Here is a 19034-nt window from a genome sequence, read left to right as displayed (position 1 = left end):
AGACCGTGTTGATTTTGCGAAGTTCGACACAAATCTGCATCGTTAGCTGATAACCTTCCATCAATGACATTCCAACAAGCGGTTCTGAATCAGCTTCATCCACTGGAATGATTAGCAAGGTATCATCCCAAACGACACCAGCTTCATAAACGTTAAAAACTACTCACTGCCATCGCCCAGAATTGCTCGTCCTCGTCTTTTCCATTTCATGTTCAACTCAGCAATCAAATCAGGAGGTAACGAAAGCCAACCATTAAATCCTGTGTCTACGATCGCATTTTGTGTAAAGACTTTGCCATCAGCGCGACGAATTGAGAGTGGAACGATCGGTTCAAACTCGACGTTCACAAATCCAGTAATCATGCAGTTCTCCGGGTGCGTCCGCCAAATCGACGAACGTGACGAGAGCCAATGCGAACGATCCAAATTTGAGCATCAGGGTGACGGGCTTCGAGGCGATCGCAAGCAGCAATTTCGCTTCGATCGACTTCAAAATCTCCGGTTTCAATGTCGATCGCCACAATCTTGCCATGATTGCCTTCTTCAACTTGTGGGCGTACCTGAGATTCGTAAATCTCATCGCCACGTCGAGCAAATTCCTCTTTACTATAGCGGGGTTGTCTAATTGTCACAGGCTTAACCTCGTTTCACGATGACTCATCAATTTTAACTTGAGGTCATAGCCTATCTACATCAAAGATCGTGTTAGGTGTAGCGAACTGTAAACATAAACACTCAAAACTGCGAACAAGCTAAAATTGGCATCCTTGTTCTATCGGAATGCTAGCAATAGGTTGGAAAAGCTTGCTTTGTACGGGGAAATGCCGTACACTTATAAAAAAATAAATATTTGTTCATTCCATATAGTTATACTTACACAGAAATCAATATGAGTGTTTCAGCAAACTCCAGTCAAAAGATAAAGTCTGAGCGTTCAAAGACAGAACGTTTAGAAGCTCGTATTAGCAAAGAGCAGAAAGAGTTGTTCCAGTATGCTGCTGAAATTCAAGGACAAACACTAACAGATTTTATTGTCAATTAATCACAACGTTCATCCTTACCGCCCAGTAAAACAGTACGGCTTCCTCCTGAAGGACAATCGCGTGTACCTGAACGTTTAAATTCAATATTGAAACTCTTGTAAAAGTTATTAATGACATCAGCTGATTTTGGTCGATTTTCTGGTATTCCAGCTTTAATAATTTGGGGAGACGTTGGAGCAAAATTGAACGTTAAATCGCGAGGAAAAAGCCCATTTTTTCTAGCATTTTCTGCTTGAGTCATGAGATGATCGACCAGAATACCTAAATATTCTACATCGGTTCCACGTCCGTGTATACCAAAGACTTTACCTTTAGCATTAAATACGGGACCGCCACTCATGCCAGGTTGTGTTACAGAACTATAAGAGAGGCTATATCCACCATCAGAAGATGGAGATGCTTTAACTTCAATGACTTTACCAGACGAAAAACGGCGTTCTCTTCGAGGACTTTTATTCTGAGGAACTGGCCATCCGGAAACATAAGCTGGATTACCTTGAGTGACTTTGCTAAGGTTAATTGGTGCTAATGGATAGTTTTTGTCACTATCAAACTGAATAATTGCTAAATCAAATCCGTTAATAGTTACGTTTTGTCCTTCTCCTTGCTCTTTACCAAAAACATAAATATTGGAATTTTTATTTTGATCGTCTACTGGATGCACTTCACCATCATAAGTATAGACTCCATAGATACCACCTCTTCTATGCACGACGTGAAGGTTAGTTACAACGTAGTAAGTTTTACCTCGTTTGGCTACGATCGCTCCCGAACCCGATTCTTGTAACTGAATTTGTTTTTCAATGTCTCCTTTTTGTAAGCCAATAGCGATAACAACTGTCGTTTGTGCTGCAATTGCTTCAACTTCTGAAGCAGTTAAATTTGGAGCTTCATCAACTTGGTTTTGAGTCATCGTTTGTTGAGCAAGTGTATCTTTTTGCGAATTATTTAACGCATTCAGTTTTGAATTTTCTGAAGTCAGTGTTATAAAAATTAATGCAGTCATCGCTCCTAGTAAAAGCCTTTTATAAATAGTCATGATGTTTGCCCTCAATTTTATAAATGTGTCTAGAGCTCCGACTTCTCAAAGAAGTTGACGCTCTAACTTTTCACATATACTTAGGATTTTTATATAATGCTTTTCAATTGGGTGTAATACATAAAAAAGTTATGGAACCGCAGATGAACGCAGACGAACGCAGATAAAGATAAATCTGTATTTCATTTAAGTAAGAATCGCTATAATTGAGTTTGTCTGGGAGAAATTTTAGTAGCTTCTTGTTGAAAAGTAGCAATAGGAATTCCCCAACTAAGAGCCTCCATCTCCTGAAAAAGTTTTACAGATGGCTTAGTTCCATCTGTAAAAGTAAATACGTCTATTCCTTGTAATGGATACTTCAATCGACCATTGATGCCAATAATTTGTCCTCTTTTATTTAAAACGGGACCACCACTCATACCCTGCTCAACTTCATTGGTATAACCTAGACGATAGCCTCCGGATAAAGAACGATTTGATAGAAGAGAGACTTTTCCCTTCGTTAATCGAAACGCTCTTGTTCCCCAAGTACGAGTATCCTCTACAACATTTTTGCTTGGAAAATAATAATTGGGAAATCCTGATGCATATACTGGTTCGCCAACTGATAAAACATTAGAATCTCCTAAAATCCCTACCCTATAGGGCTTTTGACTCTCAAACTGGACAAGAGCTAAGTCGGCGTTTTTGATAGAGTGGACAGATTTGCGGCGAGCGCGATGAGTTAAGCCATCAAAAGTTAAAACACTATAGCGATCGTCTTGACTGTTTGCAACGACATGCAAGCAGGTTAAAACAGTATAGGTCTGACCCTGACGCTCAACAATCACTCCCGAACCCGAACCAGGTTCTGTTAAAACCCGAACCGTAACTTGCTCAGCAATTTCTGCAACTGTTATGCGGTTTTGTTGGTAAGTGAGGCTTGGGGTGTTAGCAGCGTATTTATCATCTAGAAGATCGTCAGAAGTTGATTGACTAACTAGAGTCATTGATGACAATTTCCAGAGTGATAAAAACACCAACAATCCTAGTAAACCGACAATGGTGAGAGATAGCTTCAAAATAGAGAATTGGTAAAATCCTTACTAATGACTAATGACGATCCTCAAAATAGAGAATTGGGATGAAATCCTTACTAATGACGAATAACCAATGACAAATGACTAATGACGATAAATTGTGCCGACTTACTTAGATGCTACTGTCCTGAGAGGAAGTTGGTTGTTGAATACTTGTATTAGCAGGTTGAGACGGAATAGGTTTTTGATTTTCAGACTGAGTAGGGTTAGGAGAATTAACGACTCCTTGAGCCTCAAAAGATTGCTCAACTCTCTCTCCAAAATTTGCATATCTTGGTAATTGACTGCTCTGATTAATAGAATTACCAGTACCTTTTACGCTAAAACTAACCAAACTGTCAAGAATTTTAGCTTCTTGACCGCGATCTTGCGATCGCAACGTCATTAAAATATTCCTATCATTACAAGCTCTTCCAGTGTCCTTAACGTAGCAAATCACTGACTTACCATTCACAACTCCATAAGTCAACAGTAAGTTTTTGAGCTTACCACCATTAGCTGCAACTGCCTTAGTCAGACGCTTGCTCACAATATTGCAGCGTTGCTTTGGCGTGTACTGAGAACCAAACTCCTTGCTATTCCAAGTAATGAGAGGAGGAGTTGTCCGTTCGCCCCTTTTAGCAACAGTAGCATAGCCACTACCCGCAGAAACACATTGAAAAACTGTTGCAGCAGAAGTTGGAGCAGGTTGCTGAGTTTGCGAAAGTGCAAAATTATTAGTTAATCCTACACTACTAGAGACAACCAGAGCCGTCATGAGAACTTTAGCAGTTAATTGAAAGGTCATTTTGAAGTCCTATATAAACTGTTACTACAAAACACCCTGATATTTACTACTACAAACTTTATACCTATAATTTCAGAAATCACCGTGTTTTTCCCAATTCATCTGCGTCCATCTGCGTTCATCTGCGGTTCCAAAACTTTTTATATCTTGCACCCAATTGAAAAACGCCATATTTATCTATCAGTAGGAATACCAACCGATAACCCAGCCGGTGCAGAAACAGGTTGGTTATCATCATTAAATCCATTAATATTTGTGACAGGCACTTGAATATAAATAGATTGGCTTGGATTATTTGGATCTGTCAAAAGTATAACACCACCAGCAGTATCGCTCTTATTGCTAAAACCAGCATTATATTCTACCGTTCTACCTTGGAAAGGCACAGGCTGACCGTTAACAGTACCAGTCACCGTCACAGTCCCTCTACGAGGATCTGAACCTTGGACAAAGTTAGAAAATGTGAGATTTGTACCAGTACTCGGATCGCTAAAATTAGTACCATTTAGAAAATTAGGATTATCAGTATCGCGATTTGTGACACTAAGAATACCCTGTATATTTCCCGGAGAATTAAACAATTGATATGCTTGCGAACGGAAATTAGAAACTTTCGCAGGATCTGCAAGAGCATTTTGTTCGCTATCCAATGCCGAGCGAAGAAAGTCACCAAATCCAAATCTTGGTAATTTTCTACTCTCTTCAAAAAAAGATGGTCTTAGCCGACGTGGTGCTTTTTGAGAGGAAGTTTGGTTAGTTGCAGATGGTTCAACAACTTTTTGCTGAGCCTTTGCTAATTTTACATCAAGTAGACTCAAAGAGAAACAGGTTGAAGACAATAAAATGATAAATTTAAAATAAACTTTGTCAGAATGTTTTTGTAGAATAGGCATACTATTTTCCTCTTTTAAAATCTAAATGTTGTACGAATCGTTCCTACATAAATTGTATTATTATTTTCTATATTTCCAGGGTTAGTTACGATAAAGAAACCAGGAGTGATAGAAATATTATTGCTGACTGTGAGGCGATAAAAAGCTTCAAAGTGGTAAGAAGTCGCACCTTCTCCCAGACCGCTTGAACCAGAGAAGTCTCCTACTTGAGCTAGCTTGGGAGGTTGACCAAACAAAACGGCTAATAAGTCTCCCTCTCTGCCAAATGGATCGGAATAGCCTAGAGAAAACAGATAAGTCGTGCTAACGGCAAATGCGTCTGTTGATGCAGCGTAAGTTCCAACAACACCTCCCCACGTGGCAAACGTCAGTTGCGGGTTGAGCCGCCATTGTAAAGTTCCATTCACAGCATAAATATTGGAGCGTTGATTAATAAAACCCGATGCATCTGCGATCGCACTACCAGTAAACGTGTTTAACCGACCATCCGGTGAGTAGCCATAAACAAAAGTCAGACCAGTGAGCACGCTGTTACCTGGTAAGAGAAGTAACTGCGCTCCTAAAGCATGAGCATCCTCTCCAAACAAAAAACCCTTACTCGCATTGTTAGCGTTTCTTGCTCCATAAGCAAATTGAAAACGCGCCCACTTGCTTATCAACCAGTCAAAGCCAAAACCAGCATCTAAGTCACCTATTTTAAAGATTGGGCTAGCCTCTGCAAAGCGTGAAAGCGTTCCTCGACCAGAATCAAAGTAAGGAGAGTTAGCAGTCAAAACACTGCTGAGACTAAAGCCAACTGGTCTAAACGTAAAGACAACGCGATCGCCAAATGCCGCAAAGCGATAATCCACTGATGATAACTTAATTCGGTTGTCAGTATCTGCTTGGAAAGAAAGCAAAGCAGCGTTAGTGTTGAGGACATCGGGGTTACCAAATCCAAAACCCTCAAAATTGCCAGCATCGAGTTCCAGTCGCAATCTGTCTTTGCCATTAAAAGTCGTAGTCGTTTGCAATCGCGTCAGATGTGTTAGAACTGCGTTAGATTCTCCCTTTCCTGGCGGACCTCCTCCAAAAGCTTGAGACAGCCCCAAAATGACTTCTCCTCCGAGGATAGTCGTTGATGAAGTAAATTGATTGGCTTTAAGATTGGCAACACTAGCTTCTAGAGTATCTACACGACTTCGCAGAGTGACTAACTCAGTTGCAAATTCTTCTCGAAGTTTTTGCAATATTTCTAAGTCTTCTTTTTTTACCCGATCGACTGTTCCAGCAGTGACCAGTTCATTCACTCTGTCTAGAGCTGCATTTAAACCAGCAGCAAATTCGTAGCGAGTCATAGCGCGGTTACCACGAAAAGTGCTGTCAGAATATCCAGCGATCGCGCCATATCTTTCTACAAGGGATTGCAAAGCCTGATAAGCCCAGTCAGTTGGTTGTACATCCGATAATTGAGAAACTGATGTTACCTGAGACATGGGGCTGTCAGATAAACTCACTTCATCAACAGTATCTCGTTCTATACAACACTTGGTTTCCTCTTCTTGCTTCCCGCCTTCTTCAGTTAAAGTCTGAGAAGAATTTGGAGAAAATTTTTCTTGAGGACTAACATCCATATTCTCTACAGTCAAATTTCCATCGGTAAATAGAGAATCTTCAGGTAAGTGCTTATTTTGTCGAGCTGTTATCAATTTTTTGGATAAATCTTGCCGTTCTGTTGGATTTGACCAAGCGACAGGAGTATTCAATAGAAATATTGAAAAGCTAGCAGAAAAAACTGTTATTTTCTTATTATACACTAAACTACCTCACACACATTAAAACATAAATGAAAAGTTGATTTTAAGTTCTTCTCTTCATCCTTAAGTTGACTTCTAGAGTTTTTTAAAAAATGTCTTTCCGCTTTTGCACCCCTAAAAGAAGACCGAACATGGCTACCATGAGTAAGCACAAAATACCCCAATACCCTGTCACATTCACCTTAAACATTGAGCCATAATCTTTATGAAATCTACTAATGACACCTTCAGCTCCACCAATAGCACTCTCATGCTCTTCTTTCCATCGACTGTAATCCTTTTGCCAACGTTCCACTGCTTTGTTGTATTTGTTAACCTGTTCTCGATATTCTGATAGCTTGAGTGGGTTATCGGGTGGATCGCCAGGAGCTTTTGGCTTAGCTGGTTCTGCTCGATCCACTGATGGATCGTATTTAGCTTGAATTCCAGGAAATTTACAACTCTTAAAAAGTTTTGGTCCCAAACATTGACAGCGTTTGTTCTTCTCTAATTCTGTGAGTTTTTTACGTTCTGTCTCTGGTAATTGCCAACAAGAATCAAGAGCAACGCTACGACCCAACTCAGTAATCGTTACTAATGCCTCAAAAGGCCACTTTGTAATTGTTATTTGGTTAATAAGTTGACCGGGTAAACCAAAGCTCTCTACAGGTAACATTCCACCACCAAAAGTGATCTGAGGAACTAAAAAGATAATTGTCAGTAAAGGAGCCATGTTCTGGTTGGGTGAGATAGCTGAGACGAGTAGCCCCATCACCATTCCTGCAACTGTAGCAAGTACTAGCGTGATATAGATACCTGTCAAAATTTCTATTGATTCGGGTATATCTACGGCTAGTTTTTTAGTTAGCACAAAGACAGCTGCTTGATACAAAGCTAACAACACTCCAATCCAAACTTTAGATAGGATATAAGGAATAATCTGCAACCCTATCATTCGCTCTCGGCGATAAATCTCCATTTCTTTCACAATCTCGCGCATTGTTGCCAGACTGCCAACCATAACTGCAATCAGAGCGGTGACAAAGAGCATAGTGATTGCTTGACCTGCATCACCTTTATCGAAATCAAATAGAGTGTGTCGCCAGGTAACAAAGTCCAGTAGCCCTAGAATAGGTGCGATCGCTAGCATGAGTATCAGGCTAGCTCGGTCTCGCATGAGAATAGTCAGATTTCGATGAGACAAGATCGGGAATTGTCTCCAACCAGAGATATGATTTATCTTACTCCCTGGCAATTGCTGCTTTAATCGGTTTTTTTGTTTATTAGGAAGAAACTCCTTAAGCGTCTGTTGGCGTTCTAATACGTATTTTTGATATTGATAAGATTGTTGATAACGCTGTTGCCACTCTTGAGGCGAGCGCTCATTTTCAACTTTGTTATAAATTTCATCAAACTCTTGAACGCCAAAGTATTGAGGTGCTTCTTGTGGCGAACCAAAATAGGCAACCCGACCTCCCTTAGCCAAGAACACCACCAAGTCACATAACATCACATTCTTAGTAGCGTGAGTAATCAGTAAGACAGTGCGTCCTTGGTCTGCTAGTTTTCTAAGTAGCCGCATGATTTGAGCCTCAGTACCCGGATCTAAACCAGAAGTTGCTTCATCCAAGAAAAAGAGGCTGGGCTTGGTAAGTAATTCTACACCAATAGACACCCGTTTGCGTTGCCCACCACTAAGATTTTTTACCGGGACATTACGCCTTTGAGTCAATTCCAGATCTGTTAAGACTTCCTGTAGTCGCTGTTGGCGTTCTGCAACACTCGTATCTGCGGGCATTCTTAACCGAGCAGCATAATCAAGTGCTTGACCAACTGTCAATTCCTTGTGAATGATGTCATCTTGAGGAACGTAACCTAATTCGGTACGATAGGCATTAAAGTTTTTGTACAAATCCGTGCCATTAACTAATACCGCTCCAGTAGTAGCAGGGCGAAAGCCATTGAGAGCATCAAGCAGCGTAGACTTACCGCCACCGCTTACACCTGCAATAACAACAAACTCTTTCGGTAAGATAGACAAGGAAATATCATCAAGTATTGTTGTCCTCTTACCCACAATTTTCCCAAGATGAATTGCATCCAGCCGCAAGTTACCTTGTTCGTCATGACGTACTATAGTTTCATCTATATTTAAGACAAGGCGACACGGACCAATGCGGATGGTGTCACCAGGTCTGAGGATGCGATCGCGACTAATCTGTTTGCCATTGACAAAAGTGCCATTGGTCGAACTTATGTCAGTAATGACGAGAGAGCCATTTTTCCGCTCTATATATGCGTGAAAACGCGATACAGAAGGATGCTCAATGACAGTATCATTTTTGGCATCGCGACCGAGGCTTAAGGTGGAGAGACCTCGTAGATCCAGTACCTTCATTGGTACTGATGCATAAAATGTGGCTGAAGACTGCTCGACTATTGTAGAATCTGGTGAAGGTAAAGGTAACATACCTACTTCAATGGAAAAGCGCAATTCAATCGCTCCCATGCGGAGAATATCACCATTTGCTAAAGGTGTAGGTACGTTGTGTTGCAATTTGCGATCGTTCACCCACGTTCCATATGAACTTCCAAGATCGATTATGCAGTAGCGATCGGACTTCCAAATAAGTTGAGCATGATAGCGAGATATATCTGGTTCGTTTAAGACAAAAATATTGTTCTGAGCACGACCTATACTAATAAGGTCACAGTCTAGGGCAAACTCCTGTTTAGCATCAATATTGCTGAGAATTTTAAGTCGCGCACGAGTTACCGTCATAGCATTAGTGAAATGTCATTTGTCAATAGTCATTTGTCATTAGACATCTCCAGAAATTAATTATGCATTACCTGAAAGTGCTTGGTAGGGGTGCAAGGCATTGCGCCCTTAGATCTTGTCTGGAGATGTCTATTGGTAAAGGTTGGTAAAAATTACTAAATTTCACAATTTTCATGAATAAGTGTTTGAGTCTTTGCATAAAAAGAGCTACCCTCTGGAATTTTTTTAGCTACAGCGATCGCTTCCTCACACTTGCTTTGTTTTGTTAACGTCTTAGCATATTCCATCTCGCACTCGTTTTGGAGTTCTTGAACCTCTTTATACAGGTTTGAATCTTGAGAAACTTTTTTCGATTGGTTAATACACTCTTTATAGTTTGCGTTTGTCTTCAAAGTTTGAATCTCATCCAAAAGTCCACGAGATGGCAATTGACTATATGCGTAAATGCCACCTATGACAGAAAGCCCAAGCCCTAATCCAAGAATTAACAAGAGATTGATAGAAATTCTTGGAAATCTCAGCGTTTTTTGTCTGGGTTGAGCGATTGTTTCTTCACGTTTGTACTCTCTAGAGTCGTTTGATATGGGAGCAATAGTTTTTGCTTCAGCGCTTTTTATTCGCGGCTGGGGTTGGGCAATTGTTTCTTCGCGTTTGCTGTTTGCTAGGGGAATTTGAGCAATTGTTTCTTCGCGTTTGCTTTCTCTAGGAGCTTGTAAAGGACGAGGGATGGTTTCACTATCAGAGCCTTCTGCTTGTAAAGGAATTTGAGCAATTGTTTCTTCGCGTTTGCTTTCTCTAGGAGCTTGTAAAGGACGAGGGATAGTTTCGCTATTGTTACCTGCTGGTTGTAAGGGAATTTGAGCAATTGTTTCTTCGAGTGTCCTTCTTGATATAGAACTAACTGCACTCTGTAGGGCTTGATTCAGTAGATCCATTGATGCAAAGCGCTTACCCGGTTCCTTTTCTAAACATTGCATCACGACTGCTTCTAGTTTTGGAGATAAACACTCGCAACCTGGTTGCGATCGCAATGGTATTGGTGGCTTAGAAGTATGAGCCTTGAGCCAGGAGACTTCACTGATATTACGAGTCTTGATACCAAGACCAAAAGGATCTGTATGACTGAGCATTTCATAGAGAATAGTGCCTAAGCTATAAATATCAGCCCGTCCATCAATATCTTTCTCACCTCTAAGCTGTTCTGGTGAAGCATAGCGAAGTGTACCGATAAACGCACTCGTTAGATTTGTTTGTTCGGCAGATTCATTGCAAATCTTAGCAATACCAAAGTCCAATATCTTTACCCACTCTCCCAGTTCTGTAGGTATTAAAAAGATATTATCTGGCTTCAGGTCGCGATGAATCACCTTGATGTGCTCGCTAACAGTTGCTCCATCTCGCCAGAGAGTGACTCCTTCATGAGCAAGCTGTAAACCTTTACATACTTGAGTGATAATATACGCAGTTCGTTCGACTGATAACCGCTTTTCTCGCTGTAGTAATTGTCGTAGAGTTTCTCCACGCAAATACTCCATCACATAGAAGGGATAGCCTTCAGGAGTGACTCCATAATCACTGACCTTAACGATACGATCGTTTTGGAGAGCCGCACAAACTGCTACCTCCCGCTCAAAGCGTTTTCTCATCTCTTGTGATGCGACTAACGTATCTTTAAGCAGCTTCAAAGCCACCTGATGACCGACACGAGTATCCATTGCAAGGAAAACATCCCCCATTCCGCCTCCGCCCAAGCGCTTATCTAGGCGGTAGCGTTGGCGATCGCCTATTGAGCGACCAATCCAAGAATTTGGAGTCGAAGGAGTGTTCATCTGATAGACATTATATTTATATTACAGATAGCAATGGAAAGATAAATGCAACTTTGGTTCGTCTGAAGTAATTGATACAGCGAACTATCGCGGTTTTCAATTGAATACATTACAGTTCTAAGGTGATTTCGGTGAAAATCAACTACCGGGAAATCGGCAACCTATCGTAGGGGCGCAATGCCTTGCGCCCCTACAGTGGTCAAATTTTTCTCAGAAACTGCTTAACGTAACTGTTTTGTAAGAGAGGTGAGGACACTTGCCCTCTAAATTAGGGCGGACGGGGTATACACTTAATAAGAGCTATAGCAATCCTATCTGATTTGTGAACAAATCTCAGTACTGTAGGGTGGGCATTGCCCACCAGTAGTATCATATGGTGGGCAATGCCCACCCTACTTGTATTTCAAAAATCAAATAGGAGTCCTATATATTTAATACCGCTAAAACTAAATAGCTATGTATTCATTTAGACGCTATCATAATGTTATCGAAAAAGCAATACCAGATTATCATTATATTGAAATGCTTCAATAAGTTGAAAAACCTCGATAGTAGAAAAATATCATTGTTACTAATAACAACTTTTTATGTGGAAATTCCGGAAAAATATTGTGTTAATTGTGAAAAATAATCTGTAAGTACTGTGGAGAATACAGAATGACTAATGCGCTTTCTATAGCAGCAGTGACAGCAGTACTGAAAAACTTGCTAGAGAATGGTTTGGTTAAGGATGCGATCGCCACTAGTCTTGGCGATGTCGTTGTGAGTGCTCTCCCACCCGATCGCATTTCCCAAGGTACAGATGAACGCGCTCAAATCAACCTATTTCTCTATCAAGTCACGCAAAACCGCAATGTTGATTGGATATCTGAGGAGCGCAACAAGTTACAACAACCACGATCGCGCTCTCAAAATCCACCCTTAGCGCTTAACCTGCATTACTTACTGACAGCTTACGGGGCAAAAGATTTTCAAGCAGAGCTTTTACTCGGTTATGCCATGCAGTTACTGCACGAAATGCCTGTTCTGCTCCGCGATGTCATTGAAACTTCTTTGAAAAATGCAGCAATTAATACCAATAGCATCTTGTCGCAAGCGCTAGCGGCTGTGTCTGTCTCCGATCTAGCAGAACACATTGGACAGATTAAAATTTCTCCAGAGTTTTTTAACATGGAAGAGACTTCTAAACTTTGGTCTTCCTTACAAACCCACTATCGCCCCTCTGCAGCCTATCAAGCATCAATGGTATTGATAGAAAGTTGTAACGTAAAATCTTCTACTGCCGTCACACCTTTTTCTGAGCCAGTCATTGAACAAGTTACATCAGGGGGATCTAGGGATAACATTATTGTGGTGGGGAGTCCTTTAATTATTCGCGGTAAGCATTTACGCGGTGACATAACGTGCATCCGACTGAACGGGATGGAGAAGTCGATAGAGCCTTCTGTCGTTCAGGAAATGCAGATGAGCGTGTCTATGCCTTCTAACTTGTACGCTGGTATTCATGGCGTCCAAGTCATACATCTAAAAATAGGAACTCCGGCAATGCCACAGTGTGAAGTTGCATCGAATTTGGCAACTTTTGTGCTGCATCCAACTATTGATTTTACAGTGGCTCAAGTGCAGGATAGTGGCAAAGATTTGCGCTCGGCAGAAATTACTGTGAAGTTTAAGCCAAAAGTAGGTAAAACACAGCGAGTCGTTTTATTACTGAATGAAGTCGCTAGTGATGGGGGACAAGCCTATCGCTTTCCCTTATCACCACGTCCAGAAGATACTGACTCAGTAACCATTCCTGTAAAAAACATTAAAGCAGGAACTTATTTTGTCCGGGTGCAGGTAGATGGGGCAGAAAGCCCTCTCGGTAAGAATCAAGCAGGGAAATACGATTCGCCACAGGTAAAAATTTTATGAATGTTTTCAATTGGGTGCAATACATAAAAAAGTTATGGAACCGCAGATGAACGCAGACGAACGCGGATAAATATGTACCTCACTCAGATGCAAACCGCTATAGGACTAAACTAATTGGAGATGTACCATGACCCCACAGCTCGAAGCCGCGATCGCCGCCATCCAACTGCTCTCATCCACAGAGCGCCTACAACTGCTGCAAATTCTCACCCAAATCGATTCAGCCTCAAATTCCCAAACCGATCTCAAAACCCTCAGTGCCCAGTTTTGGCAAGACACCACACTCAAGCAGCTACTCGCCACCCAAAGCCTCATGACCGTTCATAACCTCAAAGATCTCGCTTGTGACTTTTGGCCGGAAGAAGACTCCATTGAGGACTTCCTCACCTTCCTGCAACAACAGCGCCAAGGAGTAATCTAACCAAATTTCATGGATGCTTCAACAATGAGTACAAACTGGCACGAAGCCAACCAGCGTTATTTATCAGCAGCTTTAGCAGTTGTGAGGAGTGCTTTACAAAAGTACGCGGCTTCGGAGCAACAACCTGAATTTGAAGCGCAAGAAATGACAAGGCAGCAAGCTTTACAAGAGGCGGCTGTAGCTATGCCTGCACCTTCGGCATTAGAGAAATTGTGTAGAATCTTTGGTTTGTCAACTTTTGAAAGAGATTTGCTGCTGTTGTGTGCGGGTGTAGATTTTAGTGGAGAATTTGCTAAGTTGTGTGCGATCGCTCACGGAGATCCACAACGGCTTTATCCTACTTTGAGTCTTGCTCTAGCAGTGTTACCCAATCCTCATTGGGATGCGATCGCTCCCAATTCTTCCCTACGTTATTGGCGACTCATTCAAATTGGTGAAGGTTCTGCTCTGACTCTCAGTCCTTTACGTATTGACGAGCGGATATTGCATTATCTTGCTGGGACGCAATATATAGACGAACGTCTAGTTGACATTATCGAGCCGTTAAGTTTTGTTGGTGAGTTGGTTCCTTCTCAGCAAGCTCTTGCTGAACGAGTTGCAGGAGTGTTATCTCATCCCAAAACAAAGCTATTGCCAATCGTGCAATTGTGTGGTCTTGAAAGTGCCAGTAAACGTGCTGTTGCAGCAAAGGTATGTAAAATCCTGGGTTTGAACTTGTATGTTATGCCAGCACAAGTCGTTCCATTAGTTCCTCGCGAACAGGAGAATCTCATTCGCTTGTGGACTCGCGAAACAATTTTAAGCCCAAGTGCCTTACTGATAGATTGCGATGAGATAGATACGAACGATGTTGCGCGTATTACAGCAATTGTACGTTTGTGCGATCGCATAAACGGCGTCCTAATTCTCAGCAGCCGAGAAGGGATGCGGATGTCGCAACGTCCATCAGTACGCTTTGAAGTGCAGCAACCAACTTCCAAAGAGCAAAGCACAGTTTGGCAGGAAGCACTGACTGAGTTAGTACCGCAAATCAACGGGCAAGTAAAGACTTTAGTCAATCAGTTTAACCTGAGTGCTACAACCATTCGCGCTGCTTGTGCGGAAGCAGTAGGATATTTGAGTCAAGGAAAAGACGACAATATTGGCAATATATTATGGGATGCCTGTAGAGTGCAAGCCCGTCCGCGTCTAGATGAACTGGCTCAACGCATAGAACCTGCCAGTGACTGGGAAAGTTTAGTGTTACCAGAGTCACAGAAACAAATTTTACGTGACATTGCAGCTCATGTACGGCAACGTGATACTGTCTATGAAACTTGGGGTTTTGCTAGCAAAAGCAAGCGAGGTTTGGGAATCAGCGCTCTATTTGCTGGTACTAGCGGTACTGGGAAAACTTTAGCAGCAGAGGTGTTGGCAGAGGAATTGCGGCTTGACCTCTATCGCATTGATTTGTCTTCTGTTGTCAGTAAATATATTGGGGAAACAGAGAAAAATTTACGACAAGTATTTGATGCGGCGGAACAAGGTGGGGTAATTTTGCTGTTTGATGAGGCTGATGCGCTGTTTGGTAAGCGGAGTGAGGTGAAAGATGCACGCGATCGCTATGCTAATATTGAAGTCAGCTATCTACTGCAACGTATGGAATGCTACCCAGGGTTGGCAATTTTGACGACCAATATTAAGAGTGCAATTGATACAGCCTTTATGCGGCGTATCCGTTTCGTAGTGCAGTTCCCGTTTCCTGATGCTGTGCAACGGGCAGAAATTTGGCGGCGAATCTTCCCACAAGATACCCCAACCCAGGGTTTAGATGCGACTCAACTAGCACGGTTAAATGTGGCAGGAGGTAATATTCGTAACATTGCCTTAAATGCAGCTTTTTTAGCAGCAGATGTAGGAGAGCCAGTTCAGATGAAACATCTGTTGCGTGCGGCTCAAAGTGAATATGCGAAGTTGGAGAAGCCACTGACGGATGTAGAAATTGGCGGTTGGATATAATACTAAATCCATTTTTATCTTAGCCCAGGCGATTTCAATCGCGGCTATACAAAGAAAGTCAGCCTACACGGACTAAATTATCGAGGGGGTGTAAGATGCGGATTTAGTAGAACAAGCTATTTACTCTTATCAAGAGTTAACGTTGCCTTCTATGTCAAAAATCAAAAAAGTTTGAGCGGACTATGGCAGATTCAGAAGTTCAGGCGGGTGCGGATAGTCCCAAATCGTTTCCCAAGAAAGTGAGTTACGGTAAGAATTACCTGGAGAAATTTCGCAAACACGCAGAACAAATTCGTCGGACTACGGGCAGAAAAGAAATTGGTAAAGTTTCTTCTGCTGAAGGACAAGAACAAATCAAAACACTGATTGAAGAGATTGTAATGACTGGAGAAACTCGACAACAACGCTATATGAAAATTCCTGATGCGCTATGGAGCCGAAAAGACAATGCCATTGTCATTCGACAATCGAATGGTGAATTCGTTACATTTCTAGAAACAGGAAAAGGAGCCGCGTTAGGATGGGAAAATTAAAAGGACAATTTCAGGCATTGCTAGGGCAGACGATCGCCTCTGTTGCTAGAGTTGCCCTGGCACAAGACAACGATACGTCACCGCTAATGGATACCCTGCTATTTACACTGACAGATAGTAGAAACTTTGAGTTGCTAGTCGAGCAGGATACAGTAAAGTTTGAGGAACTATCCACAACTAACGGTTTATTTGCAGGCTTTGAACTAGAACCGAGGGAAAAATTGGCGATCTTGCCCTCTGAGGAAATTGCTGGAATACCTCAAAAGGTGGCGAGTTTGACGGAGATATGGGCAGGCAAGGGAGAAACCGAGTTTTTAGTTGCCGTTAGTTTCTGGAATCGAGATAAACAGCATATTGTGTCAGTGTGTACAGAAGGAGACGAAGCAGAGCTAATGAATCTTGAGGAGTTGCGGCAGCGAATTGATGACATGATTTTCAGTTATGGCACTTTGTCGCACCAACTGTACACGAGTGCTAGAGAAGACACGAGATCGCCAGTCACCTTGGCAGCCTCGTAGGTAGGTATCTTCAGTCATCGAACTAGTTGGTTCATCTGTATTAAAGTATAAGAATACACGAAACTCATTTCCTCTGAGACGGCAATGGGTAGAGCGTTAATTGCAGTTAGCGAATTTTATAAAGCAGTCGATGACCAAATGGATACTCCGTTGTAAAGTTGTTACACTATTGCTCTAAAAGGTAGTTTCACGTATTTTAACCATCTACCAATGACCAAAAAGCGATAGTTCAGTATGGCAAAAGACCTTTTTCACAACATCGTTAAAACTGCACTTCAAAAAGATGGTTGGATTATCACCCACGACCCTTACCAATTGCGCTACGGTGTTGTAGATGTCTATATTGACCTAGCCGCAGAATCCGCGATCGCAGCCTATAAGGAAGGACGTAAAATAGCAGTAGAAGTAAAAAGCTTTGTTGGTGGATCGACGATTTCGGAATTTCATACAGCCTTGGGTCAGTTCCTCAACTACCAAGCTGCCTTAGAAGTTTCCGATGAGCCAGAACGCATTCTATATCTTGCTGTACCCACAGATACCTATCAAACCTTTCTACGTTTTGAACCAGCTAAAACAGTCATTGAAAAATACAAAGTTCGATTAATTAGTTATAATCCCGTTCGGGAGGTCATAGAACAATGGATCGAATAGATGAATACCGCCGAATTGTATGTGATTTTTTACAAGAATTTGCTACTAACGATGTGCAAGCTCAGTTAGTTTTCGATTCAGTACGCGATCGGTATTTAGTCATGCATAACGAATGGCGAAATGAATACCGCATTTATGGATGCGCGATGCAGCTAGATATTATCGAGGGTAAAATTTGGATTCAGCACAATAGCACTGAGATTTTTATCGATCGAGAACTAATTCAGCGTGGAGTTGACCACAAAGATATTATTCTAGGTTTTCGTTCTCCAAGTATCCGCAAACTTCTTGCTGCGAAGAATGGAAAATAACTTTTGAACCACGTACTGGTCGTCCTGCCCAAACAAACTGCTCGGGAATGGGCGTAGTTTACTTCACAAGAGAAATGGCATCCTCATAGCCTACATTTCATAACTCGCGCTAAGATAAATACAGCAAATTCAAAGATGATCGCGCTAAAGTGCCACCTTATGCTGGAAGTAGATATTACCGACACATCTGTTACCGTTAATCAACTGCTTAATCAAATTGACAATGGCGAAGAAGTGATGATTATTCGGCATGGCAAACCGATCGCACGATTATCGCCAATGTCATCTACCCCCCGTCCGTTATCATCTCGCAGAGAGTTGAGATCCACTCAACCTCAAACATCTACTAGCAATTTAGAAATCATCCAGAGTTTACGTCAAGAGGCAAGATATTGATTTATCTTGATACAAGTTTTGTAGTGCCTTTCTACATTCACGAAGCAACTAAGTAAGTCGGCGTGGAAATTTATCGCTATGTAACGAAATGTTAACCAATCAAGCTAGAGTTAAATTTAATACGTTGCGTACTATAGTTTCCTCTTTCCCCTCTAGCTTCAACCCCATTAATTACAGCGTAAGCAAGCTCTAACTCGTCGTTAAACACCTGTCCTGATAGCTCATCTTTTTTGAGGTGTTGCCACTCCAATTCAATTGGGTTCATTTCCGAGCAATATTTGGGCAAAAAGAAGACATACAAACCCATACGTTCCCACTTTGTCCATAACTGCTGAACATCCTGACATATATGTATTGGGCCGTTATCCTGTACTACTACTCTGATACGGCCAGCCTTCTGAGCATCAAGGGCTTCATGTTCCATCATCTGGATGTAAGATTTACGACTAACACCTCCGATTACCAGACCGTAAATGAAACTGATTAAGGGTTGAAAAATTCTACATACCAACCGTGTGCATTTAACCTGATTACGTCTGCTCGGTCTTTGACTTTCTGTGGTACATCCGCAGTTCTCAGATTTAACAGGGTTTTATCTTGCTCACGAGTTAGAAATACCCTTAAACGAGCGCCCATATCTCAATCACCTCGGTAGATACATTCTCCGTATTTACTTATCTTAACATAGTTTGTTTTTTTCACGCCGACTTATTCTAGATAAAATTTCTAAGAAGGTAGGATAACTCTCGAATATGCCTAATAATAAAGAGCGCGATCTATGAGTATTTTCATATTAGAGCGATTGCATCGAGCTATTGGTCTTAAACAAACCGTCCGAGGTATAAATTTGTCAGGTCTTGATTTGCGTCGGGTAGATCTAACAGGACTAGTTGCAGAGGGTTTGCTAGCTCAGAACGCACAACTCGGCTATGCTTTACTTACAGAAGCACAGTTGATGGAAGCGGATTTTACTGGAGCAAATTTAGATCCCCCATTCCGCACCCCAACTGTCACAAACGGAAATTCCTGAATAAAATCTCTAAAATAAGGATAAAATTATACTGT

Annotated in this window: 21 protein-coding genes; 10 read left to right on the top strand and 11 right to left on the bottom strand. The window is 41.7% G+C overall.

What is annotated here, in order from left to right; genetic code table 11:
• Positions 1-159: 159 nt before the first annotated feature.
• Together ACKTT2_RS29485 and ACKTT2_RS29480 are read right to left on the bottom strand one after the other, a co-directional pair.
• Positions 160-363: a hypothetical protein gene (locus ACKTT2_RS29485; protein ID WP_407893359.1), complete on the bottom strand. Its 204-nt coding sequence runs from the start codon at positions 361-363 to the stop codon at positions 160-162.
• Positions 360-632, bottom strand: a complete 273-nt coding sequence (locus ACKTT2_RS29480) for a hypothetical protein (protein WP_407893357.1) — start codon at positions 630-632, stop codon at positions 360-362. Before ACKTT2_RS29480 ends, ACKTT2_RS29485 begins: the two co-directional genes overlap by 4 nt.
• Positions 633-889: 257 nt before the next feature.
• On the opposite strand from ACKTT2_RS29480, the gene ACKTT2_RS29475 reads away from it, so the two are divergent.
• Positions 890-1042 carry a type II toxin-antitoxin system TacA family antitoxin gene (locus ACKTT2_RS29475; protein ID WP_407893355.1) on the top strand — a complete coding sequence of 51 codons (153 nt, stop codon included), beginning with the start codon at positions 890-892 and terminating at the stop codon, positions 1040-1042.
• On the opposite strand, the gene ACKTT2_RS29470 is transcribed toward ACKTT2_RS29475, so the two are convergent.
• The 7 genes from ACKTT2_RS29470 to ACKTT2_RS29440 form a co-directional block, all read right to left on the bottom strand.
• A complete protein-coding gene (locus ACKTT2_RS29470) occupies positions 1039-2082 on the bottom strand; it encodes a S1 family peptidase (RefSeq protein WP_407893353.1) in 1044 nt (347 codons plus the stop codon). The genes ACKTT2_RS29475 and ACKTT2_RS29470 overlap by 4 nt on opposite strands.
• Positions 2083-2282: 200 nt before the next feature.
• Positions 2283-3071 (bottom strand): S1 family peptidase, encoded by a 789-nt coding sequence (locus ACKTT2_RS29465; RefSeq protein ID WP_407893351.1) that lies wholly within the window; start codon positions 3069-3071, stop codon positions 2283-2285.
• Positions 3072-3273: 202 nt separating this feature from the next.
• Positions 3274-3948: a COP23 domain-containing protein gene (locus ACKTT2_RS29460; RefSeq protein ID WP_407893349.1), complete on the bottom strand. Its 675-nt coding sequence runs from the start codon at positions 3946-3948 to the stop codon at positions 3274-3276.
• A 173-nt stretch (positions 3949-4121) separates the two neighbouring features.
• Positions 4122-4841 carry a hypothetical protein gene (locus tag ACKTT2_RS29455; protein WP_407893347.1) on the bottom strand — a complete coding sequence of 240 codons (720 nt, stop codon included), beginning with the start codon at positions 4839-4841 and terminating at the stop codon, positions 4122-4124.
• Between the two features lie 14 nt (positions 4842-4855).
• Positions 4856-6586 carry an iron uptake porin gene (locus ACKTT2_RS29450; protein WP_407893345.1) on the bottom strand — a complete coding sequence of 577 codons (1731 nt, stop codon included), beginning with the start codon at positions 6584-6586 and terminating at the stop codon, positions 4856-4858.
• A 136-nt stretch (positions 6587-6722) separates the two neighbouring features.
• The gene (locus ACKTT2_RS29445; protein ID WP_407893343.1) at positions 6723-9398 is read right to left on the bottom strand and encodes an FHA domain-containing protein; all 2676 of its coding nucleotides are present in this window, start codon (positions 9396-9398) and stop codon (positions 6723-6725) included.
• Positions 9399-9553: 155 nt separating this feature from the next.
• A complete protein-coding gene (locus tag ACKTT2_RS29440; protein WP_407893341.1) occupies positions 9554-11227 on the bottom strand; it encodes a serine/threonine protein kinase in 1674 nt (557 codons plus the stop codon).
• 657 nt (positions 11228-11884) lie between these two features.
• Between ACKTT2_RS29440 and ACKTT2_RS29435 the strand changes: the two genes are divergently transcribed.
• The 8 genes from ACKTT2_RS29435 (at position 11885) to ACKTT2_RS29400 (ending at position 17969) form a co-directional block, all read left to right on the top strand.
• Positions 11885-13141, top strand: a complete 1257-nt coding sequence (locus ACKTT2_RS29435; protein ID WP_407893339.1) for a Pvc16 family protein — start codon at positions 11885-11887, stop codon at positions 13139-13141.
• A gap of 127 nt (positions 13142-13268) precedes the next feature.
• Positions 13269-13562, top strand: a complete 294-nt coding sequence (locus tag ACKTT2_RS29430) for a hypothetical protein (protein WP_407893337.1) — start codon at positions 13269-13271, stop codon at positions 13560-13562.
• A gap of 9 nt (positions 13563-13571) precedes the next feature.
• Entirely contained in the window at positions 13572-15560 is a 1989-nt protein-coding gene (locus ACKTT2_RS29425) for an ATP-binding protein (RefSeq protein ID WP_407893335.1), read from the top strand.
• 182 nt (positions 15561-15742) lie between these two features.
• Positions 15743-16093 carry a hypothetical protein gene (locus ACKTT2_RS29420; RefSeq protein WP_407893333.1) on the top strand — a complete coding sequence of 117 codons (351 nt, stop codon included), beginning with the start codon at positions 15743-15745 and terminating at the stop codon, positions 16091-16093.
• Positions 16081-16611, top strand: coding sequence for a hypothetical protein (locus ACKTT2_RS29415; RefSeq protein ID WP_407893331.1), 531 nt, complete (start codon positions 16081-16083; stop codon positions 16609-16611). Before ACKTT2_RS29420 ends, ACKTT2_RS29415 begins: the two co-directional genes overlap by 13 nt.
• A gap of 234 nt (positions 16612-16845) precedes the next feature.
• Complete coding sequence (locus ACKTT2_RS29410; protein WP_407893329.1) at positions 16846-17262, top strand: XisH family protein; 417 nt, start codon at positions 16846-16848, stop codon at positions 17260-17262.
• Positions 17250-17573, top strand: a complete 324-nt coding sequence (locus ACKTT2_RS29405; protein WP_407893327.1) for a XisI protein — start codon at positions 17250-17252, stop codon at positions 17571-17573. The genes ACKTT2_RS29410 and ACKTT2_RS29405 overlap by 13 nt, the downstream gene beginning before the upstream one ends.
• A gap of 159 nt (positions 17574-17732) precedes the next feature.
• The gene (locus ACKTT2_RS29400) at positions 17733-17969 is read left to right on the top strand and encodes a type II toxin-antitoxin system Phd/YefM family antitoxin (protein ID WP_407893325.1); all 237 of its coding nucleotides are present in this window, start codon (positions 17733-17735) and stop codon (positions 17967-17969) included.
• A 91-nt stretch (positions 17970-18060) separates the two neighbouring features.
• On the opposite strand, the gene ACKTT2_RS29395 is transcribed toward ACKTT2_RS29400, so the two are convergent.
• Both ACKTT2_RS29395 and ACKTT2_RS29390 read right to left on the bottom strand, forming a co-directional pair.
• Positions 18061-18480 carry a transposase gene (locus tag ACKTT2_RS29395; RefSeq protein ID WP_407893323.1) on the bottom strand — a complete coding sequence of 140 codons (420 nt, stop codon included), beginning with the start codon at positions 18478-18480 and terminating at the stop codon, positions 18061-18063.
• The gene (locus tag ACKTT2_RS29390; protein WP_407893489.1) at positions 18453-18605 is read right to left on the bottom strand and encodes a hypothetical protein; all 153 of its coding nucleotides are present in this window, start codon (positions 18603-18605) and stop codon (positions 18453-18455) included. The genes ACKTT2_RS29395 and ACKTT2_RS29390 overlap by 28 nt, the downstream gene beginning before the upstream one ends.
• Before the next feature lie 142 nt (positions 18606-18747).
• Here ACKTT2_RS29390 and ACKTT2_RS29385 point away from each other — a divergent pair, with 142 nt between their 5' ends.
• Positions 18748-18999 (top strand): pentapeptide repeat-containing protein, encoded by a 252-nt coding sequence (locus ACKTT2_RS29385; RefSeq protein WP_407893321.1) that lies wholly within the window; start codon positions 18748-18750, stop codon positions 18997-18999.
• The last annotated feature ends 35 nt before the right edge of the window (positions 19000-19034 follow it).

The sequence above is a fragment of the Scytonema hankhaensis NUACC26 genome, assembly GCF_045865695.1.
GTDB lineage: Bacteria > Cyanobacteriota > Cyanobacteriia > Cyanobacteriales > Nostocaceae > Scytonema.
Note: the sequence above shows the minus strand (reverse complement) of the source record. Positions and strands in the feature narration are given on the sequence as shown.

Bases quoted from the DNA above. Each gene is read 5' to 3' on its own strand.
- ACKTT2_RS29485 (WP_407893359.1), bottom strand. From the start codon at position 363: ATGATTACTGGATTTGTGAACGTCGAGTTTGAACCGATCGTTCCACTC.
- ACKTT2_RS29475 (WP_407893355.1), top strand. From the start codon at position 890: ATGAGTGTTTCAGCAAACTCCAGTCAAAAGATAAAGTCTGAGCGTTCA.
- ACKTT2_RS29470 (WP_407893353.1), bottom strand. From the start codon at position 2,082: ATGACTATTTATAAAAGGCTTTTACTAGGAGCGATGACTGCATTAATT.
- ACKTT2_RS29465 (WP_407893351.1), bottom strand. From the start codon at position 3,071: ATGACTCTAGTTAGTCAATCAACTTCTGACGATCTTCTAGATGATAAA.
- ACKTT2_RS29460 (WP_407893349.1), bottom strand. From the start codon at position 3,948: ATGACCTTTCAATTAACTGCTAAAGTTCTCATGACGGCTCTGGTTGTC.
- ACKTT2_RS29455 (WP_407893347.1), bottom strand. From the start codon at position 4,841: ATGCCTATTCTACAAAAACATTCTGACAAAGTTTATTTTAAATTTATC.
- ACKTT2_RS29445 (WP_407893343.1), bottom strand. From the start codon at position 9,398: ATGACGGTAACTCGTGCGCGACTTAAAATTCTCAGCAATATTGATGCT.
- ACKTT2_RS29440 (WP_407893341.1), bottom strand. From the start codon at position 11,227: ATGAACACTCCTTCGACTCCAAATTCTTGGATTGGTCGCTCAATAGGC.
- ACKTT2_RS29435 (WP_407893339.1), top strand. From the start codon at position 11,885: ATGACTAATGCGCTTTCTATAGCAGCAGTGACAGCAGTACTGAAAAAC.
- ACKTT2_RS29430 (WP_407893337.1), top strand. From the start codon at position 13,269: ATGACCCCACAGCTCGAAGCCGCGATCGCCGCCATCCAACTGCTCTCA.
- ACKTT2_RS29425 (WP_407893335.1), top strand. From the start codon at position 13,572: ATGGATGCTTCAACAATGAGTACAAACTGGCACGAAGCCAACCAGCGT.
- ACKTT2_RS29420 (WP_407893333.1), top strand. From the start codon at position 15,743: ATGGCAGATTCAGAAGTTCAGGCGGGTGCGGATAGTCCCAAATCGTTT.
- ACKTT2_RS29415 (WP_407893331.1), top strand. From the start codon at position 16,081: ATGGGAAAATTAAAAGGACAATTTCAGGCATTGCTAGGGCAGACGATC.
- ACKTT2_RS29410 (WP_407893329.1), top strand. From the start codon at position 16,846: ATGGCAAAAGACCTTTTTCACAACATCGTTAAAACTGCACTTCAAAAA.
- ACKTT2_RS29405 (WP_407893327.1), top strand. From the start codon at position 17,250: ATGGATCGAATAGATGAATACCGCCGAATTGTATGTGATTTTTTACAA.
- ACKTT2_RS29400 (WP_407893325.1), top strand. From the start codon at position 17,733: ATGCTGGAAGTAGATATTACCGACACATCTGTTACCGTTAATCAACTG.
- ACKTT2_RS29390 (WP_407893489.1), bottom strand. From the start codon at position 18,605: ATGGGCGCTCGTTTAAGGGTATTTCTAACTCGTGAGCAAGATAAAACC.
- ACKTT2_RS29385 (WP_407893321.1), top strand. From the start codon at position 18,748: ATGAGTATTTTCATATTAGAGCGATTGCATCGAGCTATTGGTCTTAAA.